At 64.0% G+C, this 22938-nt stretch carries 24 protein-coding genes and 1 tRNA gene; 13 read left to right on the top strand and 12 right to left on the bottom strand.

Translation table 11 applies throughout. From position 1 onward, the window contains the following. Positions 1–44 precede the first annotated feature (44 nt). The 3 genes from ACSVHC_RS15840 to ACSVHC_RS15850 form a co-directional block, all read right to left on the bottom strand. Positions 45–680: a DUF2461 domain-containing protein gene (locus ACSVHC_RS15840; protein WP_437771131.1), complete on the bottom strand. Its 636-nt coding sequence runs from the start codon at positions 678–680 to the stop codon at positions 45–47. A gap of 159 nt (positions 681–839) precedes the next feature. Continuing rightward, positions 840–2324, bottom strand: a complete 1485-nt coding sequence (locus tag ACSVHC_RS15845; protein ID WP_437771130.1) for a catalase — start codon at positions 2322–2324, stop codon at positions 840–842. Positions 2325–2331: 7 nt separating this feature from the next. Beyond that, complete coding sequence (locus tag ACSVHC_RS15850) at positions 2332–2811, bottom strand: Fur family transcriptional regulator (RefSeq protein ID WP_437771129.1); 480 nt, start codon at positions 2809–2811, stop codon at positions 2332–2334. A 193-nt stretch (positions 2812–3004) separates the two neighbouring features. Between ACSVHC_RS15850 and ACSVHC_RS15855 the strand changes: the two genes are divergently transcribed. Further along, positions 3005–4276 carry an MFS transporter gene (locus ACSVHC_RS15855; protein ID WP_437771128.1) on the top strand — a complete coding sequence of 424 codons (1272 nt, stop codon included), beginning with the start codon at positions 3005–3007 and terminating at the stop codon, positions 4274–4276. A gap of 154 nt (positions 4277–4430) precedes the next feature. Then, entirely contained in the window at positions 4431–5300 is an 870-nt protein-coding gene (htpX, locus tag ACSVHC_RS15860; protein ID WP_437771127.1) for a zinc metalloprotease HtpX, read from the top strand. Positions 5301–5354: 54 nt separating this feature from the next. Here htpX and efeB read toward each other — a convergent pair whose 3' ends face one another. The 4 genes from efeB to ACSVHC_RS15880 all read right to left on the bottom strand — a co-directional run bounded on the left by efeB (position 5355) and on the right by ACSVHC_RS15880 (position 9662). Then, entirely contained in the window at positions 5355–6767 is a 1413-nt protein-coding gene (gene efeB, locus ACSVHC_RS15865) for an iron uptake transporter deferrochelatase/peroxidase subunit (protein ID WP_439181118.1), read from the bottom strand. Then, positions 6764–7975, bottom strand: a complete 1212-nt coding sequence (gene efeO, locus ACSVHC_RS15870; protein ID WP_437771125.1) for an iron uptake system protein EfeO — start codon at positions 7973–7975, stop codon at positions 6764–6766. Before efeO ends, efeB begins: the two co-directional genes overlap by 4 nt. 35 nt (positions 7976–8010) lie before the next feature. Continuing rightward, positions 8011–8865: an iron uptake transporter permease EfeU gene (efeU, locus tag ACSVHC_RS15875; protein WP_437771124.1), complete on the bottom strand. Its 855-nt coding sequence runs from the start codon at positions 8863–8865 to the stop codon at positions 8011–8013. Between the two features lie 305 nt (positions 8866–9170). After that, on the bottom strand, positions 9171–9662 hold the full coding sequence (locus tag ACSVHC_RS15880; protein ID WP_234748976.1) for a YajQ family cyclic di-GMP-binding protein: 492 nt from the start codon (positions 9660–9662) through the stop codon (positions 9171–9173). 186 nt (positions 9663–9848) lie between these two features. Here ACSVHC_RS15880 and ACSVHC_RS15885 point away from each other — a divergent pair, with 186 nt between their 5' ends. Further along, positions 9849–10115 carry a hypothetical protein gene (locus tag ACSVHC_RS15885; RefSeq protein ID WP_437771123.1) on the top strand — a complete coding sequence of 89 codons (267 nt, stop codon included), beginning with the start codon at positions 9849–9851 and terminating at the stop codon, positions 10113–10115. Between the two features lie 129 nt (positions 10116–10244). Next, positions 10245–10326, top strand: a tRNA-Tyr gene (locus ACSVHC_RS15890). 189 nt (positions 10327–10515) lie between these two features. Here ACSVHC_RS15890 and ACSVHC_RS15895 read toward each other — a convergent pair. Continuing rightward, on the bottom strand, positions 10516–10740 hold the full coding sequence (locus tag ACSVHC_RS15895) for a hypothetical protein (RefSeq protein WP_332602775.1): 225 nt from the start codon (positions 10738–10740) through the stop codon (positions 10516–10518). Positions 10741–10879: 139 nt separating this feature from the next. Between ACSVHC_RS15895 and ACSVHC_RS15900 the strand changes: the two genes are divergently transcribed. Further along, positions 10880–11425 carry an acyl-CoA thioesterase gene (locus ACSVHC_RS15900; RefSeq protein WP_437771121.1) on the top strand — a complete coding sequence of 182 codons (546 nt, stop codon included), beginning with the start codon at positions 10880–10882 and terminating at the stop codon, positions 11423–11425. Positions 11426–11536: 111 nt separating this feature from the next. Next, a complete protein-coding gene (locus ACSVHC_RS15905; protein WP_059387274.1) occupies positions 11537–11908 on the top strand; it encodes a thioredoxin family protein in 372 nt (123 codons plus the stop codon). Between the two features lie 9 nt (positions 11909–11917). On the opposite strand, the gene ACSVHC_RS15910 is transcribed toward ACSVHC_RS15905, so the two are convergent. After that, entirely contained in the window at positions 11918–12196 is a 279-nt protein-coding gene (locus tag ACSVHC_RS15910; RefSeq protein ID WP_437771120.1) for a putative quinol monooxygenase, read from the bottom strand. A 102-nt stretch (positions 12197–12298) separates the two neighbouring features. Here ACSVHC_RS15910 and ACSVHC_RS15915 point away from each other — a divergent pair, with 102 nt between their 5' ends. Together ACSVHC_RS15915 and ACSVHC_RS15920 are read left to right on the top strand one after the other, a co-directional pair. Further along, positions 12299–13972 (top strand): AMP-binding protein, encoded by a 1674-nt coding sequence (locus ACSVHC_RS15915; RefSeq protein ID WP_437771119.1) that lies wholly within the window; start codon positions 12299–12301, stop codon positions 13970–13972. Between the two features lie 132 nt (positions 13973–14104). After that, the gene (locus ACSVHC_RS15920) at positions 14105–14950 is read left to right on the top strand and encodes a hypothetical protein (protein ID WP_437771118.1); all 846 of its coding nucleotides are present in this window, start codon (positions 14105–14107) and stop codon (positions 14948–14950) included. Positions 14951–14964: 14 nt separating this feature from the next. Here ACSVHC_RS15920 and ACSVHC_RS15925 read toward each other — a convergent pair whose 3' ends face one another. Then, positions 14965–15957: a DNA-3-methyladenine glycosylase family protein gene (locus tag ACSVHC_RS15925; protein ID WP_439181119.1), complete on the bottom strand. Its 993-nt coding sequence runs from the start codon at positions 15955–15957 to the stop codon at positions 14965–14967. A gap of 139 nt (positions 15958–16096) precedes the next feature. Between ACSVHC_RS15925 and ACSVHC_RS15930 the strand changes: the two genes are divergently transcribed. Beyond that, positions 16097–16504: a VOC family protein gene (locus ACSVHC_RS15930; protein ID WP_236812371.1), complete on the top strand. Its 408-nt coding sequence runs from the start codon at positions 16097–16099 to the stop codon at positions 16502–16504. Between the two features lie 9 nt (positions 16505–16513). Here the strand turns inward: ACSVHC_RS15930 and ACSVHC_RS15935 are convergent, their stop codons facing one another. Continuing rightward, positions 16514–16942, bottom strand: coding sequence for a VOC family protein (locus ACSVHC_RS15935; RefSeq protein ID WP_437771116.1), 429 nt, complete (start codon positions 16940–16942; stop codon positions 16514–16516). A 147-nt stretch (positions 16943–17089) separates the two neighbouring features. Here ACSVHC_RS15935 and ACSVHC_RS15940 point away from each other — a divergent pair, with 147 nt between their 5' ends. The 4 genes from ACSVHC_RS15940 (at position 17090) to ACSVHC_RS15955 (ending at position 21684) form a co-directional block, all read left to right on the top strand. Further along, the gene (locus ACSVHC_RS15940; RefSeq protein ID WP_437771115.1) at positions 17090–18475 is read left to right on the top strand and encodes a cystathionine beta-synthase; all 1386 of its coding nucleotides are present in this window, start codon (positions 17090–17092) and stop codon (positions 18473–18475) included. Between the two features lie 14 nt (positions 18476–18489). Further along, complete coding sequence (locus tag ACSVHC_RS15945) at positions 18490–19653, top strand: cystathionine gamma-synthase (protein WP_437771114.1); 1164 nt, start codon at positions 18490–18492, stop codon at positions 19651–19653. Positions 19654–19810: 157 nt separating this feature from the next. Beyond that, entirely contained in the window at positions 19811–20338 is a 528-nt protein-coding gene (locus tag ACSVHC_RS15950) for a winged helix-turn-helix transcriptional regulator (RefSeq protein WP_345448684.1), read from the top strand. Then, complete coding sequence (locus ACSVHC_RS15955) at positions 20335–21684, top strand: MFS transporter (RefSeq protein WP_437771113.1); 1350 nt, start codon at positions 20335–20337, stop codon at positions 21682–21684. The genes ACSVHC_RS15950 and ACSVHC_RS15955 overlap by 4 nt, the downstream gene beginning before the upstream one ends. 15 nt (positions 21685–21699) lie before the next feature. Here the strand turns inward: ACSVHC_RS15955 and ACSVHC_RS15960 are convergent, their stop codons facing one another. After that, complete coding sequence (locus ACSVHC_RS15960) at positions 21700–22884, bottom strand: acyl-CoA dehydrogenase family protein (protein ID WP_437771112.1); 1185 nt, start codon at positions 22882–22884, stop codon at positions 21700–21702. Positions 22885–22938 lie beyond the last annotated feature (54 nt).

A 22938-nucleotide genomic window follows, 5' to 3' on the forward strand; every position in this document is an offset into this window, starting at 1 on the left:
TGGATTCACTGCTCCCGACGGACCCAAGGCAACATCCCCAACGATTACGGTGCCGCGTGCTCGTTGACCCACTCCACGAGCGGGCGCAATACCTCCCAACGCTTGGCGATTTCTTCCTTGGCTGAGGGCTGGGACATCCATTCCGGTTCGCCGAGGGTCATCCCGGCAGACAGCGACTTGTGCTTCAGGAGCTCGGCCCGGGGATGGTCTTTGTCGAAACCACGAGGCACGGTCTTGAGCTTCTCGCCTTCCACCGCGAAACCTGCTGCGGCGATGGAATCGACGATTTTCTGCAGTTCCTCCCCGCTGGCCGGCGAATCCGTGGCGGCGCGGAACCGGGCGATCTGCTCTGGGGTGCGCGAATGGCATCCGCCGCCGAGCAACAGGCCGTCTGCACTGAGCTGGAGGTAGAACCCCACACCCTCCTTGTCCGCCGCAAACGCTCCCTGTGCCGTCTTGTAGGGGGACTTGTCCTGGGAGAAGCGGATATCCCGGTTCGGACGGAAAACCTTGCCCGGCCCGAATCGCGGCTCAAGCTCCTCCAGCAACAGCGTCAATGGCTCCTTCACGGCGGAGTCGTAGATGTCTTTGTGCGCCAACCACCATTCGCGGTTGTTGTTCTCTTCAAGTTCGGCATAGAAGGCAATGGCCTCTGCGGGGATCCCGGTGAATGTGCTCATGTAAGGATCCTATGGATCACAATGCCGAGCTAGCCAGAGACATTCTCGGCTATGTGGAAAACCCGCCGCGTAACGGTAATCAGGCCCGCCATCCATGGGCATAAAAAGCAACCCCGCCGCGGAGATTCCGCAGCGGGGTTGCTTCGTTTGTTGACTTTGTTACAGCTTGTTGGCTGCCTCTGAAGCCGACTCGCCTTCGCCTGCGCCGAGGTTGGCGCGCAACTTGGCACCGAGTTCAGCATCGACGTTGGTCCAGTACTGGATGGCGCGTTCCTTGATGCCGGGGCTCTTGACGCCGCCCACAGCGCCCGTGATGGTCTCCAGCAGGCGGGCCTTGGCGCCGTCGTCGTAGACCTCGCGGTACAGGGCGCCAGCCTGGACGAAGTCGCCGTCCTCAGCGTGCAGGGAGTGCGCGGAGAGCGTCAGCTCGCCGTCGTTCTCCCAGCCGCCGGCCGGGTTCTGCGGCTCAACGGCAGCCGGGCCACCCACGGAGTTCGGTGCGTAGACCGGAACCGAAGGAGCGTTGAACAGGTAACGTCCCACGCCGTCCTGGCTGTAGTTGTTGACCTGGTTCTTCGGCTGGTTCACCGGGATCTGGGCGTGGTTGGTGCCCACACGGTAACGGTGTGCGTCAGCGTAGGAGAAGATGCGGGCCTGCAGCATCTTGTCCGGGGAGGCAGCGATACCCGGAACGAAGTTCGACGGCGCGAAGGTGGCCTGCTCGATCTGCGCGAAATAGTTCTCCGGGTTCTTGTTGAGCTCCATGGTGCCGACGTGGATCAGCGGGTAGTCCGAGTGCGGCCACACCTTGGTGAGGTCGAACGGGTTGAAACGGTAGGTCTTGGCGTCCTCGTAAGGCATGACCTGGACGTGCAGTTCCCAGGACGGGAAGTTGCCGGCGGCAATGTTCTCCTGGAGGTCGCGGATGTAGAAGTCCGCGTCCGAACCGGCCAGTTCTTCAGCCTGGTCGCCCGTGATGGTCTTGACGCCCTGGTTGGACTTGAAGTGGTACTTGACCCAGAAGCGCTCGCCTTCGGCGTTGATCCACTGGTACGTGTGCGAGCCGTAGCCCTGCATTTCGCGCCAGGAAGCCGGCAGGCCGCGGTCGCCCATGAGCCAGGTGACCTGGTGTGCGGACTCGGGGGAGAGGGTCCAGAAGTCCCACTGCATGTCGGCGTCGCGCAGGTGGGTGCCCGGAAGGCGCTTCTGGGAGTGGATGAAGTCGGGGAACTTGATGCCGTCGCGGATGAAGAACACCGGGGTGTTGTTGCCGACGAGGTCGTAGTTGCCCTCGGAAGTGTAGAACTTGACGGCGAAGCCGCGGGGGTCGCGCCACGTGTCAGGGGAGCCGTTCTCGCCTGCAACGGAGGAGAAACGGATGAGCATGTCCGTCTCGACACCGTGCTGGAACAGGGCAGCCTTGGTGTACTTGGAAACGTCCGAGGACGTCTTGAAGGTACCGAAAGCGCCGCCACCCTTGGCGTGGACAACACGCTCCGGGACGCGCTCGCGGTTGAACTGGGCGAGCTTTTCCACCAAGTAGTGGTCGGTCAGGATGATGGCACCATCGGCACCAACGGACTGGGAATGCGCGTCCGAGGTGACGGGGGCGCCCGACTGGGTGGTCGAGATGTTCGCGGTCATCGTTCTCCTATTTCGTGGTTACTTGCGTTTGAGTAGGAAGCTGTTGTTTGGCCTGGCAGTCCTGGCAGATGCCTTGGTACAGGACGTCTGCGATCTGGATGGTCATGGGTTTGGAGTGCTCATCCCAGTGCGGGGTGAGGCAGGGGGCATGGCCTACCGCGCAGTCGACATCCTCCACCCGCCCGCAACTGATGCAGACGGCGTGGTGGTGGTTGTCTCCCACCCGCGTCTCGTACAGCGCGGGAGAGTGGGGCGGTTCGAAGCGTCGCAGCATCTTCAGGTCCGTAAGGTCGCTCAGCACCACATAAACAGACTGCGCTGTCAGTTCGGGAAGATCCTTGCGCGCGGCAGCCAGGATGCCTTCGGCCGGGGAATGTGGATTGTGCTGAACAGCCGCGAGGACCGCCAAGCGCTGTTTGGTCACGCGGCGTCCGTGGGAATGCAGGGCGGAAGCCCACGCTTCCTGGTCTGCCGTGTGATCTGCCATACGCCCATTGAAGCACTTATTATGATTACTTCACAATAAGGTGAGGCTAACTTCGGATGAACCCGCCGACGGCGGCCGGGACTCGGGCGCGGGACAGAGCCACGCGGCCCGACGGCGGCCCACACCGCAGCGGCGAACCCCGCCCCACGCAGCGCTCCGGGAGGGCGGACGCGTTGGTGGGTAGGGTTGGACGGTGGCAAAACTCCTGGCTGACATGACCCCGCTTCGCGAAAGCCCCGCATTCCGCCGCCTGTGGCTGGGGTCTTCGGTATCGATGGTCGGATCCCAGCTGACCCTGGTTGCCGTGAGCCTCGAGGTCTACAGCATCACCCAACAGAGCCTCTTCGTGGGCCTGCTCAGCATCTTTGCCCTGGTTCCGCTGGTGATCGCCGGTTTGTTTGGCGGGGCCCTTTCCGATGCCTATGACCGGCGGAAAGTCGCCATTGTTGCGTCCCTCGTTTTATGGGCCTGCAGCGTGGCCTTGGCACTCCAGGCGTGGTTCCAGCTGAACAATGTCTGGATACTGTTCCTCCTCGTCGCGATCCAGAGCGGCGCGCAAGGGATCAACGCGCCGGCACGCAGCGCCATCATTCCCTTGCTGGTCCGCAAGGAACTGCTGCCCGCCGCCAACGCGTTGAGCATGCTCAACATGGGTATTTCGATGACGGCGGGCCCCCTGCTGGCCGGCGTTCTGGTCGCTTCGAGCGGTTTTGGCTGGACCTACACGATCGATGCCCTGAGCTTCGCCTTCGCGCTGTGGAGCCTTTTCAAGCTCCCGGCCCTTCCCGCGGCAGCGAACGCGTCGGCACCCGGCCTGCGCTCCGTCGTCGAGGGCTTCCGTTTCCTGGGCACCCGGCCGAACCTCCGCATGACCTTCATCATCGACCTCATAGCGATGATCTGCGCCCAGCCGCGTGCCCTCATGCCCGCCATCGGAGCCACGATGATCGGAGGCGGCGACACTACTGTTGGGGTGCTGCTCGCCTCGGTGGCTGTCGGCGCGTTCCTGGCGGGGTTGTTCTCCGGACCGTTGGGGAGGGTACGGCGCCAAGGGAGTGCGGTGGTCTGGTCCGTGGCCGGATGGGGCTTTTCGATCGCGGCTTTCGGCCTGGTGGTTGTCCTTGCCGGGGACGTCGGGCGCGACGGGGTCACGCTGTGGATCATCCCGGCGGCGATGTGTTGTGCCCTTGCCGGAATCTCGGACTCGGTCAGCGCGGTCTTCCGCACCACCATCCTGCAATCGGCCACTCCGGACCACATGCGGGGACGGTTGCAAGGTGTGTTCATTGTGGTGGTTTCAGGTGGTCCCCGAGTGGGGGACATGCTCGCCGGTGGCGTCACCAAGGTTCTCAGCGAGGGCTGGGTGCTGCTCCTTGGCGGCGTGCTGTGCGCAGTGCTGGCGTGGCTCGTGGCGCGCGGGCAGCGCGGATTCCTCCAGTACGATTCGCTCCACCCGGTGCCCTAGCCCAGTGTCAGCCCCGCGCCCAAGTAGCTGACAGTTGTTGTCGTTATCACGGCCCAGAACGACAACAAATGCGAGCTAGTTGGGCGGAACGTCTGGGCCGCCGTCGGCGTTAATCGGATCAGAACCAAAAGCCGTACTGCAAGAAAGTAGTGAAGTGCATAATCATCACAATGGCCTGAAGACCACAGCGCTATTCGGTGTGCTCTGGGCGGTGCTGCTGGGACTCGGTGCCTTGATCGGGGCGAGCACGCGCAGCGCCGGACCCATCTGGATCATGGCCCTGATCGGCGTCGCCACAACGGCCTACGGATATTGGAACAGCGACAAGATCGCCATCCGCTCCATGGCCGCGTACCCGGTTTCGGAAGAGCAGGCTCCGCAGCTGTACCAGATCGTCCGGGAACTCTCCGTGCGCGCGAACCAACCCATGCCGCGGATCTACATTTCTCCGACCATGACCCCCAATGCCTTCGCCACGGGACGCAATCCGAAGAACGCCGCCGTGTGCTGCACCGCGGGCATCCTGAACTTGCTCGACGCGCGCGAACTCCGCGGCGTCCTCGGGCATGAACTCATGCACGTCTACAACCGCGACATCCTCACCTCGTCCATCGCGGCCGCCGTCGCCGGCGTCATAACTTCGGTGGGCCAGATGCTGCTGTTCTTCGGCGGCGGGGACCGGCGGAACGCCAACCCGTTTGCCATGATCGCCATGGCGCTACTTGCACCGTTTGCCGCTTCCTTGATCCAGCTCGCCATTTCCCGCACGAGGGAGTACGACGCCGACCACGACGGCGCGGAACTCACCGGCGATCCGCTGGCGCTCGCCTCAGCCCTCCGCAGGATCGAAGCGGGCGTGAAGCAAGTGCCGCTGCCACAGGATCAGCGCCTCGTGAATACTTCGCACCTCATGATTGCCAACCCGTTCCGAGGCGGTGCCATGACCAAGCTGTTCGCCACCCACCCGCCCATGCGTGAGCGCATCGAGCGGCTCGAACGGATGGCCGGACGGCCGCTTTCCTAGCCAGCGGTCCCGTAAGTCACCGAGTGCCGGTGCCGCGTCCGACGACGGGCGGCTTCATGCGAACAAGCCCTCACCAATGAAGCCGCCCGCCTTTATGCCCGGAGGCACTGCGAACAGGCCCGAGCCCGTGTGCTTGAGGTACTCCAGGGCCAGCTTGTCGCTCTTCGCCATGGCCATCTGCATGGGCACGTAATGCGTCCGCGGGTCCCTGACGAAGGCGATGAAGAACAGGCCCGCGTCGAGGTGGCCGAGTCCGTCCGAACCATCGGTGTAGTTGTATCCGCGGCGAAGCATCTTCACACCGTTGTTCTGGTCCGCGTGCGCCAGACGGACGTGGGAATCGATCGGAATCAACGGCTCCCCGTCGCGGCCCTTGATCCCGAAGTCCGGCGCCGTGAATTCCTCTCCTCCGGACAATGGCGCTCCGGCACCCTTCGTGCGGCCGATCAGCCCTTCCTGTTCGCGGAGCGAGGTCCGGTCCCAGATCTCGATATGCATCCGAATCCGCCGGGCCACAAGGTAGCTGCCTCCCGCCATCCACGCTTCACCCGGGTGGGTTCCGGCGGTGGCCCAGACATGCTCGTTGAGGAGTGCAGGTTCTTCGGCCTTCAGGTTGGCTGTGCCGTCCTTGAACCCGAAAAGGTTGCGGGTTGTCGTCTGGGCCCTGGACGTGGAGGAGGTCCGGCCGAAGCCCAGCTGGGACCAACGGACGCGCACCTTGCCGAAGCCGATACGCGCGAGGTTCCGGATCGCATGTACGGCGACCTGGGGATCGTCCGCGCACGCCTGGACCACAATGTCCCCGCCCGTGCGTTCGGGCTGCAAGGCGTCGCCAGGGAAATGCGGCAGGTCGATCAGGGCATCGGGTCTGCGGCCCTCCAGTCCGAAGCGGGGCTTGCCGTCCGTTTCGAAGAGGCCCGGTCCGAAGCCGAACGTCAACGTCAGCTTGCCGGCCGCCAGATCGAGGGCTTCCCCGGTGTCTTCCGGCGGCGCATCGTAGGGGCCGTCGACGGCGCCGGTCGCGCCGGTCGTGCGGCCGGCGGTCATGGCTTCGGCCGCAGCGGTCCAGGCTTTCAGGAGCTGGATTAATGCCGCGCGGTCCTCGATGGTGACGTCGAAGGCGGCCATGTGGAGGCGGTCCTGGGCGGGAGTGATGATGCCGGCTTGGCGTTCGCCATAGAAAGGAACCACGCTGCTCCCGGTACCTGCCGGGGCGGCCACTGCGGCCACGGCGTCATGGCTGAGGTATCCGGCGGCAAGGCCTGCCGCGGCACCGACGCCGCCTACGCCCGCGAGGGAGAACAGTCCCCGACGGGACAGGCCGCGCTGCGGAGGACCGGCAAGCGCACCGGCCCTCCCGCCGTCGGACGCTCGGGTGCCAGAAGCGGTTGCCGGCCCGACGGCGGCAGCCTCCGTCCCGTCGTCGGGCACCTCAATGGGCTCGTGGTTGAAAGGGCAGCCGCTCACAGGACCACGGCTGAGGTGAGCTTGGACAACGGCTCTCCGAGGGCGTCGACCAGCGCGGCGAGCTGCTGGACCTCGGCCGGGCTGAGTTCGTTGTAGTACGCGAAGCCGTCACCCTTGGCGTGCTTCTTGAGCTCGGTCTGCAGGGCAGCGAACTTCTCGTCGAGGCTCGTGGCGAGGGCAGCGTCCTTCTGCGCAAGCGCGGACTTGAGGTTTTCGAACGCGATCCGGGCGCCGTCGACGTTGGCCTGGAAGTCCCAGAGGTCGGTGTGGGACCAGATCTCTTCCTCGCCGGTGACCTTGCCGCGCGCGACCTCGTCCAGGAGTTCCTTGGCCCCGTTGCCGAGCTTGTCCGCGGAGAGCACCACAGTGCGCGTGCGCTTGCCGAGCTCCTCGGTATCGGCGACGAGCTGCGTGGCGATCCTGGCTCGCTCGGCGGCCGTCAGTGCCGTGTAGCCTGCCGGCGGGAACAGGTCCTTCTCCGCGCGATGCCATCCGGTCCATTCCTGGCCGGGCTCAAGGTCGGCTTCGCGGGCATCGAGCTTGGGATCGAGGTCGCCGAAGGATTCCGCGACGGGCTCGATCCGCTCCCAGTGCATGCGGGTCGCGGCGTACAGTTCGCGGGCCTTTGCTGCGTCGCCTGCAGCGTAGGCATCGGCGAAGGCCTTGGTGCCGGTCACGAGCTGCTCGGTCTGGTCCTTGACGTAGGCCGTGTATTGCTGGACGCCGGTGTCCACGAGCTTCTGGAAATCGGCATCGACTCCGGTCTTGCTTCCGGAATCCGTGACTTCGAAGGTCGCACGGATACCGTCGCCCTGCATGCCAGGCTTGCACGCGGTGGTGTACTTGCCGGCAGGGGCTGTGATCACCAGGTTGCGGGTCAGGCCGGGACCGATGTTTTCCACTTCGCCGACGATCCGCAAGCCGTCCTCCGCGAGGAGGTAGAACTCGGTGATTTCCGTGCCTTCGTTTTTGACCGCGAAGCTCAGGTTGCCGCTGGGGACGCTCCCGGTAGAAACCTTGCACTCGGTCTTGGTACTGGTCACCTGTATCGGTCCGGCGGAAGCGCTGGGGCCGGGCGTCTTGGTGTTGTCCGTGCAGCCGGTGAGTACCAGCGGAACAGCGGCGGCCGCGGCGACGATGGAAAAAGCTGTCCGACGGCGGGAGGTCATCTTAGGCAGCGTTATTTTGGGCAGGGGAGTGCCAGGCATGGGGTTTTCCTTCTGTTGTGGAGTGCGAGAAGCGTCTAGGCTGCTTTGGCGGCCTGGGAAGCGGCGGCGTTGCCGGAAGATTTCGCGGGAGTGGAACCGTTGGCGCGGATGTAGAAGTAGAGCACCGGGATCACGTAGAGCAACCAGGCCCCGGCTTCGAGCCAAGTGGTGGCCGGGGACAGGTTGAGGGTGCCCTTCAGCAGGGTGCCGTACCAGGACGACGGCGGGATGGCCGCGGAGACGTCGAACGCGAGGGTGTGGAGCCCTGGCAGGATTCCGGCTTCCTGGAGGTCATGGATGCCATAGGCGAGCACGCCGCCCGCGATCACGATGAGGCCGACTCCGGTCCAGGTGAAGAACCGCGAGAGGTTGACCTTGAGGACGCCGCGATGCAGCAGGTATCCGAGCCCGCCAGCGACGGCCAGGCCGAGCAGCGCGCCTAGCAGCGGCTGCGACGATTCCCCGGCGGCCTGGGCAGCAGCCCAAAGGAACAGCGCGGTCTCGAGTCCTTCGCGGCCCACCGCGAGTGCCGCCACCACCACGAGGCCCCACGCGGCGCCGTCGGCCATCTTGTCCACTTGCGACTTCAGCTCGCCGCCGAGGCTGCGGGCGGTGCGCGCCATCCAGAAGACCATCCAGGTGACGAGCCCGACGGCGGCAACGGACAATCCGCCCCCGATCGCCTCTTGCGCGGCGAAGGTCAGTCCCTGCGGACCGAAGGTGAGCAAGGCGCCGAAGCCGATGGATACGGCCACGGCGATGCCGACGCCGGCCCACAGCCGGGGGAGCAGCGAGCGGCGTCCGGTCTTGACCAGGTAGGCCATGAGCAGGACCACAACGAGGGTGGCTTCAAGGCCCTCGCGCAGGCCGATCAGGAAGTTCGCGGTCATGTGGAATCTTTCGTTAGGGGAGCCACACTTAGGCTCGCCTAAGGAAGTACAGTACCCGCTGGAAGGGATTACGCAAAAGAAGGGTGTCGTAATTATTTTGACTGCTTGTCAGGCGTTGCAGTCTTTTGATTCGCGCGGATCGGTGCCGCCGCGGAATCCCGGCATCTTCGCCGGACCTCGACTCCAAAAAGTTGCGTTGCGTGACGCGCCTGTCTCCGTTAAAGACGACGACGGCGCGTTGCCCGCTCAGGGGGCAACGCGCCGTCGTCGTACTTCCGGATGGCGGCCTGGGCCGCAGCGAAGTCTTAGCTGCGGAAGTTCACGAACTGGAGATCGACCTCTTCGAACTTCTTCAGGATGTTCATGGTCTCCTGGAGGTCATCGCGGGACTTCGAGGTGACGCGGAGTTCGTCGCCCTGGATCTGGGACTTGACGGACTTCGGGGCTTCATCGCGGATGATCTTGTTGATCTTCTTCGCGATGTCCTGGGCAATGCCCTCCTTGATGGAGCATTCCAGGCGGAATTCCTTGCCGGAGGGGTAGGGCTCGCCCTGGTCGAGGGACTTGAGGGAGATGCCGCGCTTGATGAGCTTGGACTGGAAGACGTCCAGGACAGCGAGGATGCGGTCCTCGGAGTTGGCCTTCATGAGGATCTTTTCGCCGCTGAAGTCGATCTCCGCGCCGACGCCCTTGAAGTCGTATCGCTGTGAGATTTCCTTCTGGGACTGGTGGAGCGCGTTGGCGACTTCCTGCTTGTCTACCTTGCTGACGACGTCGAATGTGGATTCGCCTGCCATGACTCTCCTTTGGTTGATGCGTTGCGGCCCGGAAACGGGCGGCTTTGTCTGCCAACCAGCCTAATACGGAAGCGCCCGGCGTGTGCCGGGCGTTCACAGTTCGCTCACAGCACACACATGGCAGGAACTGAGACTGCCCGGACAGAGTTGTAACAGTTTGAAGATCCCATCCTGAAAGGGAGCACCATGAGCAACCAGGCCGTCCGTTACGTCACCAAGTCAGCCGCTGCCGCCGCCGGTTCAATCGGAGCCGCCGCCGCCACCGCCGCAACCGCGGTTGCAGCCGCGGCGCTCGCAGCGTCCGTGGTCCTGAGTCCGGTTCCTGATGCGGCATCGCGGATGGATGGTGTCCACTCGGACTTGTTGCGGGCCGTGCAGCTCAACCAGATCACGCTGGAGCAAGCAGCCAGTTTCGAGGCCAAGTTGGCTGGCCGGATATTTGGTGGGGCCTGAGATTTTCGCCTGTTTTGAGGCTTCGGCGCCTCGATTCGATTCTTCGGCAGAAGTTCTGTAAGGTTGTCTTGCTCGCGCTTACCGGATCGGAAACGAAACGATGATCGGGAGTGACTTCTTTTGAAGTTCGGCAGATTACCCGAGCGGCCAAAGGGGGCTGACTGTAAATCAGCTGGCAACGCCTACGGGGGTTCGAATCCCTCATCTGCCACAAAATTAAATCCCCGGAACCACATGGTTCCGGGGATTTTTTTGTTTGTCCGTGTTTTCTTGGCGGGGCCGTTCGACGCGCGCGGGCCGTTCGACGCGGAAAATTCTCTGCGCGGCGCGGATGGACTCTCGACGCCCGAATTCCGGTGTCGCCAGGGATTTGGCGCGTCGACAGCGGAAGAAGCCCGGTTTAGCTCGCGCTGCCCGGCTCCAGCCAGTATCCGTCCTGATGGTGGACGAGTTGCCGGCCCAGGCCTCCGGACAACTGGATCCAGAGCGTGCTGCGATCCTCGGTCATGCCGTCCAAGGTGCCCACGATCCTGTTGCCGCGGGTGTCCTGCAGCACCAGTTCCTGGTGGAGCGGCAGTTCCGGCCACACCTCTGCGTGTGCCCTGATGGTTTGGGTGGTGCTCACGGGATCTCCTTGGTGCCTTCTGCAATTTGTTTTCAGACATTCTTCCCGTGGCACGTGAACCGGCGGTAAACGACATGCCATGTAGCGACACACAAAACGAAGCTGTCCCGAAATGTTACTGCGGAGTAACATGGCGGTTATGCATTTGCTTCTGCGAACCCTCTTGATCCTGTTCACCTCGTCCAGGCGGAGCAGGCTCAGCGTTTGGGGTACGTCCTCGTTGCCCATGCGCGTACTGCCCACGGACATCGACATTGCAATGCACGTAAACAACGGCATGTACTTCTCGCTGATGGATCTTGGACGCTTCGACCTTATGGTGCGTGCAGGGATCTGGCAGAAGATGCGCCGCCGGGGCTGGAGCCCTGTGGCTGCAGGGGAGACCATCGCATTCCGGAAGTCGTTGCAGCTTTGGCAGCAATACACCATCGAGTCCAAGATCATCGGGCTTGATTCCAAAGCGATCTACTTCGAACAACGCATGGTGGTGGACGGCGAGATCTACGCCCGCGCGCACATCGCCACCCGGCTTGTCGCCAAGGGCCGGCCCGTGAGCCAGGAGGAAATCCTGGCCGAGTTCGGCGAGCCGCCCGCAGACCTCGAGCTTCCCGAATGGATCCACGAGTGGCGCGAGAACAACGCGCTCCCCGGCTCCCGCAAGGCCGCCCCGCACCTCTGGCACTAGCCGAAGGTGCCGGACTGAGCCAACTTGGCCACCCGCCGTCGTGCTTTATTCCCGGTTTGCCGGGTAGCGAACAGAGGCGACTTAGGCGGCGCGGTCGCGTACCGTGGAAGCATGGCTACAGTTGACATCACCGGGGAGCAGTTCGCATCGACCATCGAGGGCAACGACATTGTCCTGGTGGATTTCTGGGCTGCGTGGTGCGGCCCTTGCAGGCAGTTTGCCCCCACATACCAGGCCGCTTCCGAGAAGCACGACGATGTCTTCTTCGCCAAAGTGGACACCGAGGCCGAGCAGCAGCTCGCCGCCGAAGCCGGGATCTCCTCGATCCCCACGCTCATGGCGTTCCGCGAAAAGGTCCTCGTGTTCTCCCAGCCGGGCGCGCTGAACGGACCCCAGCTGGAGCAGGTCATCGAGGCCGTCAAGGGGCTCGATATGGATGAGGTCCACGCGCACATCGCAAAGCAGCGCGCAGAAAACTCCTAGAGGAAACTCCTAGAGGCGCTCGAGCATCACAGGCTCCGCCAGCAGTGCGCTGAGGGATTCGTTGAGGTCCTGGACAGCGATGCCCTTGGAGTGGATGTCGAGGTGTTCCTCGGAGGCCCACTGCTCGGTCAGGACCAGCTTGTCCTCGTTGGCTTCGGTGAGCTCGTAGCGGATGCAGCCGGGCTCGTTCACCACTTCGTCGATCGCGATTTCCAGCGCGAGCTTGACGCGGAAGAATTCGCCGTCGTTGGGAATGAACGTGGCCTGTAGGTCAATGGGTGCACTCATGGGATTCACATTACCGGCTGGCCCGGCAAGGCCCTGAAATATTTTGTAGGACTTCCAAGCAAAAGTCTTCTCTTGGCCCCGCGGAGTTGGTAGCGTGCGTTCATGCTTTCCTACACAGCCGGGGACACTGACGTCCCGCTGCTTGAAGAGACCATCGGCGCCAACTTTGAACGCGTCGCGGCGCGGTTTCCGTTGCGGGATGCGCTCATCGAAGCCGCCGTGGTGCCCGGCGATGAGGCCCGTCGCTGGAGCTACGAAAAACTGAACGACGACGTCGACCGGCTCGCGCGTGCGCTGCTCGCCATGGGCGTCGCCAAGGGCGACAGGGTGGGCATCTGGAGCCCGAACTGCGCCGAATGGACCATCCTGCAATATGCCACAGCGAAGGCCGGCGCGATCCTGGTCAACGTCAATCCGGCGTACCGCAGCCACGAACTCGAATTCGTGGTCCGCCAGAACGGCATGCGGATGCTGGTGGCCGCTCCATCGGACAAGAACAGCGACTATGTGGGCATGGCCCGGGCGGCCTTGGCCAGCTGTCCCGAGCTTCGGGAGCTGGTCTTCCTTCCCGATCTGGGACTGGACATGCTCAACGCGGGCGAACCGCAAACAGACGCTGAGCTGACGTACGCCGAACTGCTCAAGCGGGCGGACGACGTCGCCCCTTCAGCGCTCAAGGCTCGCATGGCGGAACTGGACCCGCACGATCCCATCAATCTGCAATACACCTCGGGGACCACCGGCTTCCCGAAGGGTGCCACGCTGACCCACCACAATATCCTCAACAACGGCAACCAGATTGGCAGGCTGCTCGGATATACGGAACGCGACCGGGTGGTCCTTCCGGTGCCGTTCTACCACTGCTTCGGCATGGTCATCGGGAACCTGAATGCCCTGAGCTACGGTGCGGCCGCCATCATCCCGGGGCGCGGATTCACCCCCGCCGCCGCCTTGGAAGCCGTGCAGGATTTTGGCGGGACCTCCCTGTACGGGGTTCCCACGATGTTCATCGCCGAGTTGGCTTTGCCCGATTTCGCCTCCTACGATCTCTCCACGCTGCGTACCGGCGTCATGGCAGGCTCCCTGTGCCCTATTGAGGTCATGGAGCGTGTCATCTCCGAGATGAACATGCGGGACGTAGCCATTTGCTACGGGATGACCGAGACTTCGCCCGTGTCTACCATGACCCTCGCGGCGGACACCCTGGAGCAGAGGACCACGACGGTAGGGCGCACGATGCCCCGGCTCGAGTCCAAGATCGTGGATCCAGGCACTGGCGAAACCCTGGAACGCGGCGGGATCGGCGAGTTGTGCACGCGGGGTTACGCCGTGATGGCAGGGTACTGGGGCCAGCCCGAGAAGACGGCTGAGGCTATCGACGACGACGGCTGGATGCACACCGGCGACCTCGCCCGGATGGACTCGGACGGCTTCATCGTGATCGAAGGCCGCATGAAGGACATGGTCATCCGCGGCGGCGAGAACGTCTATCCCCGCGAAATCGAGGAGTTCCTGTACAGGCATCCCGCCGTCCAGGATGTCCAGGTCATCGGGGTTCCGGATGCCAAATACGGCGAAGAGCTGATGGCCTGCATCATCCTCAAGCCGGGAGCAGCTTTGGACTTGGCCGGGGTGCAGGAGTTCTGCCGCGGCAAACTGGCCCACTACAAGATCCCGCGCTACGTGGACATCCGGGAGAGCTTCCCCATGACGGTGTCCGGCAAGGTGCGCAAGATCGACATGCGCGAAGAAGCGATCGCCCGCCTCGGACTCTAATGCCAACGCGGGGTCATTTACGGCCCATGTTGCTGCTCGACATGGGCCGTAAGTGACCCCGCGTTGGGGTGGTTGGAAGTCTGCCTGTGGATAACTCCTTGTCGGGGTCGAATTGCGGTCAAACTGGATCCCATGGTCCGCATCATTCCGCTGCCGAAGGAACTCAGTGACCGTCCTTTCACGGTCTATGAATCCCGCGTGCTTGGCGTCGCTCCGAAGCGGCTCCGGGCGAGGGACGTGTCCGACGGCGGCCGCCTGATCTACTTGCCTTCGGGTCGCGAGTTTGAGTTTTCCGAAAGGGCCAGGATCCTTGCCGCGGCAACACCGGGCGCCTGGGTGTCCCATGAGAGTGCCGCGATATTGACCCGCCTCGGCCTTCCTCCGTGGCTCGGCGGCGGCGAGACGGTCCACCTCAGCAAGCCCCATGCTCTTCCCAGGGTCCGACGAACCGGAGTAACGGGGCACCGAGTCCGTGTCCTCCCGGACGAAGTCACGGAAATTGACGGAATTCCTGTGTCCTCTCCATCCCGGACGTGGCTTGACCTGGCGCAGCAGTTGCCGCTGCGGTACGTGATCGCCATGGGAGACCAGTTGATCCGCATGCCCCGGCCGGGCCTCGAAGGAAGAACGGCGCCCTACGCGAACAAGGACGGGTTGCGGCTCCTGATTCGGCAGCATCCGAACATGAAAGGCGTCGAGAAGGCCCGGCTTGCCCTTGAAGACATGCGGGTCGGAGCAGATTCGTTCCCGGAGACATTCCTGCGGCTGGCCATGGTGGATGCGCGGTTGCCTGAACCGGAATTGCAGCTCCGCGTCGATCCGGACGATCCGTGGTCGCCTTCCGCGGACCTGGGGTACCGGCGGTTCCGGATCGCCGTGCAGTATGACGGCGCCCCGCATCTCACGCGGGAACGGCAGACAAGGGACAACCGGAGGGACGAAGCGTTCACCAGTGCCGGGCAGCAACATGGGCCGTAAGTGACCCCGCGTTGCTAGTGTCCTCGGTGGTCCTGAATGGTCATCCGCGGCCCGAACGTCGGTTTGCGGAAGCCGCTGAGCCCCAGCATCCGGACTACCCGCTGCCGGTGACCGCGCCAGGGTTCCAGGAGGGCGATCATTCCGGCGTCGTCCGTTTTCCTGCCCGTGAGCGCGTAACCGATGTACGAGGCCAAATGGTAGTCGCCCACCGCGATCGAATCCGGGCAGCCATGGGTTCGTTGGACGACCTCGGCAGCCGTCCAGATGCCGATGCCAGGAATCGTCTGCATCTTGGCCCCGGCCTCCGCCGCGCTGAGTGAGGCGAGCCGTTCGAGCGCGACGGCGGATCGCAGCGCCCGCATGACTGTTGCAGAACGCTGGGGACCCACACCGGCCTTGTGCCATTCCCAGGAAGGAATGGCCAACCATTGGGCGGCGGTCGGCGCGACGAGCAGGCCCGACGGCAGGCTCGACGTCGAAAGGCGGCCCCCGCTTGGCGCTGCGGTACCGTAACGGTACATCAAGTAGCGATAGCCCCTCCGGGCCTCGATAGTGGTGACCTTTTGCTCAAGAATCGTGGGCACGAGGGAGTCCACCACACGGCCGGTGGTAGGTAAACGGACGGCGAGGTTCCGGCGTCGGGCTTCCCTGACCATCCGCGGAAGAGTCGCATGGAACGCAGCCTCGTCAAAGCCGGACCAGTCGTCCCCGCTCCCCAACAGCGCAGGCACAGAGGCGATTGCCGAATCGGCGCCGGTGCCCCAAGCCTGGGCATCGACATGCGTGTCTTGGCCGGTTCCCGCGGCGGTGAGGCGCAAGGTGACCGGACCGTCCGGCGTAGTGAACGCCATCCACACGCCGTCCTGCCGCGCAGCGAACGACGGATCGCCGTTGCCGCGCATGAGGATACCGAGGGTCTGCAGAAGGTCGAAAGGGCCGCCGGAGTGCCATCGCACCGACGCGTCGGCCGCAGCCGCTGCGGCGGGTGGGGCATCGACGATGGTCATTCATTCATGGTCGCATGCTCGTCCGACAACACTCCAAAAGTGCGGCGTTCAAGCCCCTTACGCCGCGAAACCCACACGACTAGACTCCACGTGTGGCGCGGGGCGTCTGCGCCTTCCATGACAATTTCAGGAGAACGCAATGGCCGGTGTTGTGCATTTTGAAATCCCCGCGGACGACAAGGAGCGGGCCAACACTTTCTACCAGGGTGCCTTCGGCTGGATGCTCAACCCCATGCAGGAGATGGACTACACGATCGCAATCACCACGCCGTCAGACCCGCAGACGGGCATGCCGAGCTCGCCGGGGGCCATCAATGGCGCACTTTTCCCGCGCTCGGAAGAGCTGAAGACTCCCATCATCACGGTCGACGTCGAAGATATCGAGGCATCGCTCGGCCAAATCGAGAGTGCGGGCGGTTCAGTGGTCAAGGGCAAGGATGCTGTTCCGGGAATGGGCTACTACGCCTATTTCAAGGACACTGAAGGCAACATCCTGGGCCTCTGGCAGACCGACTCTTCGGCAGGAGGCACTGCACCGGCTGAGTGAGTCGGTTGCCTATTCTCCGAAGCGCCCGCGGGCCTCCGCCGGAATCAATGGCTTCCCGGCGCGGACCTTGAGTTCCTGCACCGCCCAGGTGTTTCCGTCCGGATCGCTGAAGCCGAAGAACGTGCCGCCGTCGCGCTCGTCGAAGACGGTGATTTCGCTGGCCTCGACTCCGCGGCTGAGTATTTCCTCGCGTGCAGCGCGCGCATCCGCCACCACAAGTTGAAGGCCCCGCATGGAACCCGGCGCCATCTCGCTCTGCGCGGGCAGGTCTCCGACGACGATCGAGCATCCGGAGCCTGGCGGGGTCAGCTGCGCCACGTGCATGTGCTCGTTGGTGGTGTTGTGGTCGAGGTTGAAGCCCACCTTGTCGCGGTAGAACTCGATGGCACGGTCAATGTCACTCACGGGGAGCACAACCACTTCGAGGGTCCAATCCATGGTCCATGTCCTTTCCTTGGAGGGTGTCCCCGCTAGCTTGCCCCGCGAGGCCGTCCTTTGGCTAGACGCGAAGCGGACGCGGACCCGCCACCATCCCGACCCTCCGCTGCACAGGAGCAGTCCCGACCAGGCGGTAACTTGGTACCTATGAAGTACGCCCAGTCCGTCCTGGACCTCATTGGCAATACACCGCTCATCAAGCTCAACCACGTGACCGGGGACATCAAAGCCACCATTCTGGTGAAGCTCGAATATGTGAACCCCGGCGGCTCGATCAAAGACCGCATCGCGGTGAAGATGATCGAGGAGGCAGAGCGGGAAGGGAAGCTCAAGCCGGGCGGAACCATCGTGGAACCCACCTCGGGCAACACCGGCGTGGGACTCGCCCTCGTGGCCCAGCAAAAGGGCTACAGGTGCATCTTCGTTGTCCCGGACAAGGTCGGCGAGGACAAGCGTGCCGTGCTCCAGGCGTACGGCGCCGAAGTTGTGGTCACTCCCACTTCTGTGGCCCCGGACAGCCCGCAAAGCTACTACAGCGTCTCCGACCGGCTCGTGTCGGAAATCCCCGGAGCCTACAAGCCAGACCAGTTCTCCAACCCCGCCGCCCCCGGCAGCCACTACGAAACCACCGGGCCAGAGATCTGGCGTGACACCGACGGGAAGATCACCCATGTGGTGATCGGCGCGGGCACAGGCGGCACCATCACCGGTACCGGACGGTACCTCAAGGATGTGTCCGCCAACCGGCCGGATTCCGACGGCGGCCGCGTCAAGGTCATCGGCGCAGACCCGGCAGGCTCGGTCTACTCGGGCGGCACCGGGCGGCCCTACTTCGTGGAAGGCGTCGGCGAGGACATGTGGCCGGCCAACTACGACAAGACCGTGCCGGACGATGTCATTGCCGTCAGCGACGCCGACTCCTTCGAGATGACCCGGCGACTGGCCCGCGAGGAAGGCCTCCTGGTCGGCGGGTCATCCGGCATGGCAGTGGTTGCCGCGTTGCAGGTGGCCAAAGACCTTGGCGAGGAAGCCGTCGTCGTCGTGATCCTGCCGGACTCCGGGCGCGGCTACCTGGCGAAGATCTTCAACGACAAGTGGATGCGCTCCTACGGTTTCCTCTCCGGCGGGGAGGAAGCCTCGGTTGGCGAGGTTTTGAAGTCCAAGACGGGCGAGATGCCGGACCTTGTCCATATACATCCCAACGAGACCGTGCGCGATGTCATCAACATCATGAACGAATTCGGGGTTTCGCACATCCCGGTCCTCTCGCAGGAACCGCCGGTGGTCATGGGCGAGGTGCTCGGCGCCGTCGATGAGCGCACGCTGACCTCCAAGCTGTTCCGTGGCGAGGCGAAATTGACCGACAAGATCTCCGAGCACATGGGGGAGCGCTTGCCGGTCATCGGCTTCTTGGAAACCATCTCCGCCGCACGCGAGCTGCTTTCCGACGTCGACACCGTCATGGTGACGTTCGTCGGAGCTCCCGTGGGCATCCTGACCCGCCACGACCTTCTCGCCTACCTGAGCAACTGACACTAGGAGTTCATATGTCTGCAAACGAAGCAGGATTCAACACGCGTGCCGTCCACGCCGGCCAGGCCTTCGAACCGCGCACCGGCGCAGTGGTCCCGCCGCTGCACTTCAGCTCGACGTATGCCCAGGACGGCATAGGCGGTTTGCGGGACGGCTACGAATACGGCCGCGGCACCAACCCCACCCGCGATGCCCTGCAGGAACAGCTCGCCGCGCTCGAGGGCGGAACCCGCGCCTACAGCTTCAGCTCGGGCCTCGCCGCCGAGGACTCCTTGATCCGTGCCGTTGCCCGGCCCGGCGACCACATCGTTCTTGGCAACGACGCATACGGCGGAACGTACCGGCTCATCAACCGGGTGCTCGGTGAGTGGGGCATCGGCAACACACCAGTGGACATGTCCAACCTTGACGCCGTTGCGGCGGCCGTCGCGGCGAACAAGACCCGCATCGTCTGGGTGGAGACTCCCTCCAACCCGATGATGAAGATCACCGATATCGAGGCGCTCGCCAAAGTAGCGCACGACGCCGGTGCCCTCCTTGTCGTCGACAACACCTTCGCTTCGCCCTACTTGCAGACCCCGCTCGCCCTGGGTGCCGACGTCGTGGTCCACTCGACCACGAAGTACATCGGCGGCCACTCGGACGTCGTGGGCGGAGCGATCGTGGTCAAGGACGCCGAACTGGCCGAAAAGATCGGTTTTGTGCAGTTCGCTGTCGGCGCCGTGTCCGGACCCATGGATGCGTTCCTGACCACCCGGGGCCTCAAGACACTCGGTGTGCGCATGGACCGCCACAGCGAGAACGCCCAGGCCGTGGCTGAATGGTTGCTTGAGCGCCCCGAGGTTGAAGCCGTGCTGTACCCGGGCCTGCCTTCCCACCCGGGCCACGAGCTCGCGGCCAAGCAGATGAAGAAATTCGGCGGCATGATTTCCGTGCAGTTCAAGGGCGGCGAAGCTGCGGCCCGCAAGGTGGCCGAGTCCACCCAGGTCTTCACGCTGGCAGAATCCCTGGGCGGCATCGAATCCCTCATGAACTACCCCTCGGAGATGACGCACGCTTCGGTCAAGGGCACCGAGCTGGCCGTTCCGGTCAACCTGATCCGGCTTTCCTGCGGCATCGAGGACGTCGAGGACCTGATCGCGGACCTCGAGCAGGCAATCGGCAACATCACTGACTGATAGCCCCTCAACTTCTGACCTTTTTTGATGACCGGATTGGCCGGGACGCGCCATCACAGCGGCGTGTCCCGGCCGATTTGCCGTCAAACATGGTCAGGTTTGGTGTGCCCCTCGCAAAAGTCTGGCTTTCTTTAGAAAAGCCAGCTAATCTCAAACCATGCCCTTACGATCCGATTGGTCCGAGCGGACGTGCAGCCTGGCCCGCGGCCTCGATATCCTGGGCGACCCGTGGGGAAGCCTGGTGCTGCGGGAGGTCTTCTTCGGCAACGGCCGTTTCGATGCCATCAAGACCCGCCTCCACATCGCAGACAACGTCCTCAGCAAAAGACTGGGTTGGCTGGTTGAAGCGGGCCTCCTTGCCCAACGGCCGTATCTGGATGGCGCTCGGACGCGCCAGGAGTACGTCCTCACCCCCAAGGGCGAAGATGCCTTGCCTGTCTTGAACGCCATCATCCTCTGGTCCGAAAAACATCTCGACGCCCCGGCGGACAACGCCCATATGCGCGTGATCCACAATGGTTGCGGACTGCCGACGGCGTCGGCTGATACCTGCTCCCACTGCGGGTCCCGGCTGACCGCCGCCAACACCAGCTGGCATAGCCTGACGCGGTCTGAACACCCGTTGGCTTTGGCCACTGCCCCCGCCAGACGCGACCTCCCGAACGAATCGGAGCCCTCCGCATGACCGCACCCAGTCCCACCAAACTTTCCGCCGGCAAGACACCACGGAAGCGGCGCCTCCACCCCGCTTGGATGGTGGCCGCCGTCGCGTTCCTGGCACTTGTGGGCGCTGCCGGGTTCCGCGCAGCGCCCGGCGTGCTCATGGTGCCGCTCCAGCAGGAATTCGGCTGGTCAACAACCGTCCTGTCGCTCGCCGTCAGCATCAACCTGGTGTTGTTCGGCCTCACGGCGCCCTTCGCTGCCGCGCTCATGGAACGCTTCGGCATCCGCACCGTCACCTCGATTGCCCTCTGCCTGATCGGCCTCGGCTCCGCGCTGACGGTGTTCGTCAGCCAGTCCTGGCAGATCCTGCTGACCTGGGGTGTGCTGATCGGGCTCGGCACCGGATCCATGGCCCTGGTTTTCGCGGCCACCATCGCCAACACGTGGTTCTCCAAGAACCGTGGACTCGTGATCGGCATCCTGACGGCGGGCAGCGCCGCCGGGCAGCTTGTGTTCCTGCCCTTTATCGCCATGCTCGCGCAGAGCCCGGGCTGGCGTGGCGCCTCGCTGCTCATCGCAGCCGGTGCGCTTGCCGTAGTGCCGCTCGTGCTGCGCTGGCTCAAGAACTCGCCCGCGGACGTCGGGGTCCGGCCTTACGGTGCCGAAGAAGAGCAGCCGACGACGGCGGAAGCCGCCCCTGCCGGGGACGCCACCCAAGCTGAAGGCGCCAAGACGCCTAACGCGGCTGTGCGGGCCCTGCAGGTCCTCAAACGCGCCAGCAAGGTGCGCACCTTTTGGGCACTGGTTGCCGGTTTCGCCATCTGCGGCGCTACCACCAACGGACTGATCGGCACCCACTTCATTCCCTCTGCGCACGACCACGGGATGCCGGAAACCACTGCGGCGGGCTTGCTGGCCGTCGTCGGGATCTTCGACATCGTGGGCACCATCGCTTCAGGTTGGTTGACGGACCGTTTCAATCCCAAGGTGCTCCTCGCTGTGTACTACCAGTTCCGCGGAGTCGGGCTGTTGGTGCTGCCCGTGCTTTTGGGCTCGACGGTGCAACCCAGCATGATCCTGTTCGTTGTGGTCTACGGCCTGGACTGGGTAGCCACTGTGCCCCCGACGGCGGCCATCTGCCGGAAGGTGTTCGGGGCGGACGGGTCTGTGGTGTTCGGATGGGTCTTTGCCGCTCACCAGCTCGGGGCCGCGGCTGCCGCGTTGCTCGCGGGCTACATCCGTGACGCCACCGGCCATTACACCTACGCATGGATCGGCGCGGCAGCGATGTGCACGGTGGCCGCGGTCATCAGCGCCACAATCCGGAAGGATGCGGGGAAGAAGGAGCCGGTTGCCGTCGGAGCCTGATCCTCGCACCGGAAGCTAGCGGAAAGCCGGAACCCCCGTGATGTATTGGCCCAGGATCAGCGTGTGTACCTCGTCCGTCCCTTCGTAGGTCCGCACTGATTCCAGGTTGTTGGCATGGCGTAACGGCGGGTAATCCAGCGTGATGCCGTTGCCACCCAGAATGGTGCGGGCTTCACGGGCGATCTTGATTGCCTCGCGCACATTGTTGAGCTTGCCCACCGAGATCTGTTCGGCTCGCAGTTTGCCCGCATCCTTGAGCCGTCCAAGATGTAGCGCGAGCATGGTGCCCTTTTGGATTTCCAGGACCATGTTCACGAGCTTCTCCTGGGTCAACTGGTAGCTGGCCAAGGGTTTGCCGAATTGCATGCGGCTTCCGGCATATTCGAGCGCGGCTTCGTAGGAGTCACGGGCCGCGCCCATGGCACCCCAAGCAATGCCGTATCGCGCCTCGTTGAGGCAGGAAAACGGGCCGCGGAGGCCAACGGCACCCGGGAGGAGGGCTTCCGGACCGAGCCGGACGGCGTCGAACACCACATCGCACTGGATCGAGGCGCGCATGGAAAGCTTCGCGTCGATGGGAGTCGCGGTGACTCCCGGAGTTCCGGCGGGAACCAGGAAGCCCCGGATGCCGTCGTCAGTATTTGCCCACACGATCATGACGTCGGCGATCGATGCCATCCCGATCCAGCGCTTCGAGCCATTCAGCACCCAGCCGGCGTCGTCGCCCGTCCCGTCGCGGCGCGCAAAGCTGGCCATCGACGACGGATCCGAACCCGCCGTCGGCTCTGTCAAGGCAAAACAGCCGATCAGTTCGCCGGCTGCCATGCGCGGGAGCCATTGCTCCTTCTGCTCTTCGCTGCCCCACTTGTGGATCGCCGTCATGGCCAGGGAGCCCTGGACCGATACGAAGGTCCGGATGCCGGAATCGCCGGCCTCGAGTTCCATCGCGGCGAGGCCGTATTCGACGGCGGTGCGGCCCGGGCAGCCGTAGCCCTCCAGGTGCATGCCAAGGACACCGAGTTCGCCGAGTTCCGCCGGCAGTTCCCGCGGGAACACCGCGTCCTCGTACCAGCGGGCGATGTTCGGCCGGATCCGCTGGTCGGTGAAATCGCGTACCTTCTCGCGAAGCTCCAGTTCCTCGGAGCTCAAGAGGGAATCAAGGGCAAGGACATCGGAGGTATTCGTCGTTGAATGGCTCATGCCAGCATCCTAAGGCCGGACATGTTCCCCGCAGCGTCCTGTAGAGACCGTCGA

This window comes from Arthrobacter sp. KNU-44, assembly GCF_051843155.1.
Taxonomy (GTDB): Bacteria; Actinomycetota; Actinomycetes; order Actinomycetales; family Micrococcaceae; genus Arthrobacter.

What these genes read in the sequence shown, in the direction of transcription:
- ACSVHC_RS15840 (WP_437771131.1), bottom strand. Translation starts at nt 680, where the DNA reads ATGAGCACATTCACCGGGATCCCCGCAGAGGCCATTGCCTTCTATGCC.
- ACSVHC_RS15845 (WP_437771130.1), bottom strand. Translation starts at nt 2,324, where the DNA reads ATGACCGCGAACATCTCGACCACCCAGTCGGGCGCCCCCGTCACCTCG.
- ACSVHC_RS15850 (WP_437771129.1), bottom strand. Translation starts at nt 2,811, where the DNA reads ATGGCAGATCACACGGCAGACCAGGAAGCGTGGGCTTCCGCCCTGCAT.
- efeO (WP_437771125.1), bottom strand. Translation starts at nt 7,975, where the DNA reads ATGCCTGGCACTCCCCTGCCCAAAATAACGCTGCCTAAGATGACCTCC.
- efeU (WP_437771124.1), bottom strand. Translation starts at nt 8,865, where the DNA reads ATGACCGCGAACTTCCTGATCGGCCTGCGCGAGGGCCTTGAAGCCACC.
- ACSVHC_RS15880 (WP_234748976.1), bottom strand. Translation starts at nt 9,662, where the DNA reads ATGGCAGGCGAATCCACATTCGACGTCGTCAGCAAGGTAGACAAGCAG.
- ACSVHC_RS15885 (WP_437771123.1), top strand. Translation starts at nt 9,849, where the DNA reads ATGAGCAACCAGGCCGTCCGTTACGTCACCAAGTCAGCCGCTGCCGCC.
- ACSVHC_RS15900 (WP_437771121.1), top strand. Translation starts at nt 10,880, where the DNA reads ATGCATTTGCTTCTGCGAACCCTCTTGATCCTGTTCACCTCGTCCAGG.
- ACSVHC_RS15905 (WP_059387274.1), top strand. Translation starts at nt 11,537, where the DNA reads ATGGCTACAGTTGACATCACCGGGGAGCAGTTCGCATCGACCATCGAG.
- ACSVHC_RS15910 (WP_437771120.1), bottom strand. Translation starts at nt 12,196, where the DNA reads ATGAGTGCACCCATTGACCTACAGGCCACGTTCATTCCCAACGACGGC.
- ACSVHC_RS15915 (WP_437771119.1), top strand. Translation starts at nt 12,299, where the DNA reads ATGCTTTCCTACACAGCCGGGGACACTGACGTCCCGCTGCTTGAAGAG.
- ACSVHC_RS15920 (WP_437771118.1), top strand. Translation starts at nt 14,105, where the DNA reads ATGGTCCGCATCATTCCGCTGCCGAAGGAACTCAGTGACCGTCCTTTC.
- ACSVHC_RS15925 (WP_439181119.1), bottom strand. Translation starts at nt 15,957, where the DNA reads ATGACCATCGTCGATGCCCCACCCGCCGCAGCGGCTGCGGCCGACGCG.
- ACSVHC_RS15930 (WP_236812371.1), top strand. Translation starts at nt 16,097, where the DNA reads ATGGCCGGTGTTGTGCATTTTGAAATCCCCGCGGACGACAAGGAGCGG.
- ACSVHC_RS15935 (WP_437771116.1), bottom strand. Translation starts at nt 16,942, where the DNA reads ATGGATTGGACCCTCGAAGTGGTTGTGCTCCCCGTGAGTGACATTGAC.
- ACSVHC_RS15940 (WP_437771115.1), top strand. Translation starts at nt 17,090, where the DNA reads ATGAAGTACGCCCAGTCCGTCCTGGACCTCATTGGCAATACACCGCTC.
- ACSVHC_RS15945 (WP_437771114.1), top strand. Translation starts at nt 18,490, where the DNA reads ATGTCTGCAAACGAAGCAGGATTCAACACGCGTGCCGTCCACGCCGGC.
- ACSVHC_RS15950 (WP_345448684.1), top strand. Translation starts at nt 19,811, where the DNA reads ATGCCCTTACGATCCGATTGGTCCGAGCGGACGTGCAGCCTGGCCCGC.
- ACSVHC_RS15955 (WP_437771113.1), top strand. Translation starts at nt 20,335, where the DNA reads ATGACCGCACCCAGTCCCACCAAACTTTCCGCCGGCAAGACACCACGG.
- ACSVHC_RS15960 (WP_437771112.1), bottom strand. Translation starts at nt 22,884, where the DNA reads ATGAGCCATTCAACGACGAATACCTCCGATGTCCTTGCCCTTGATTCC.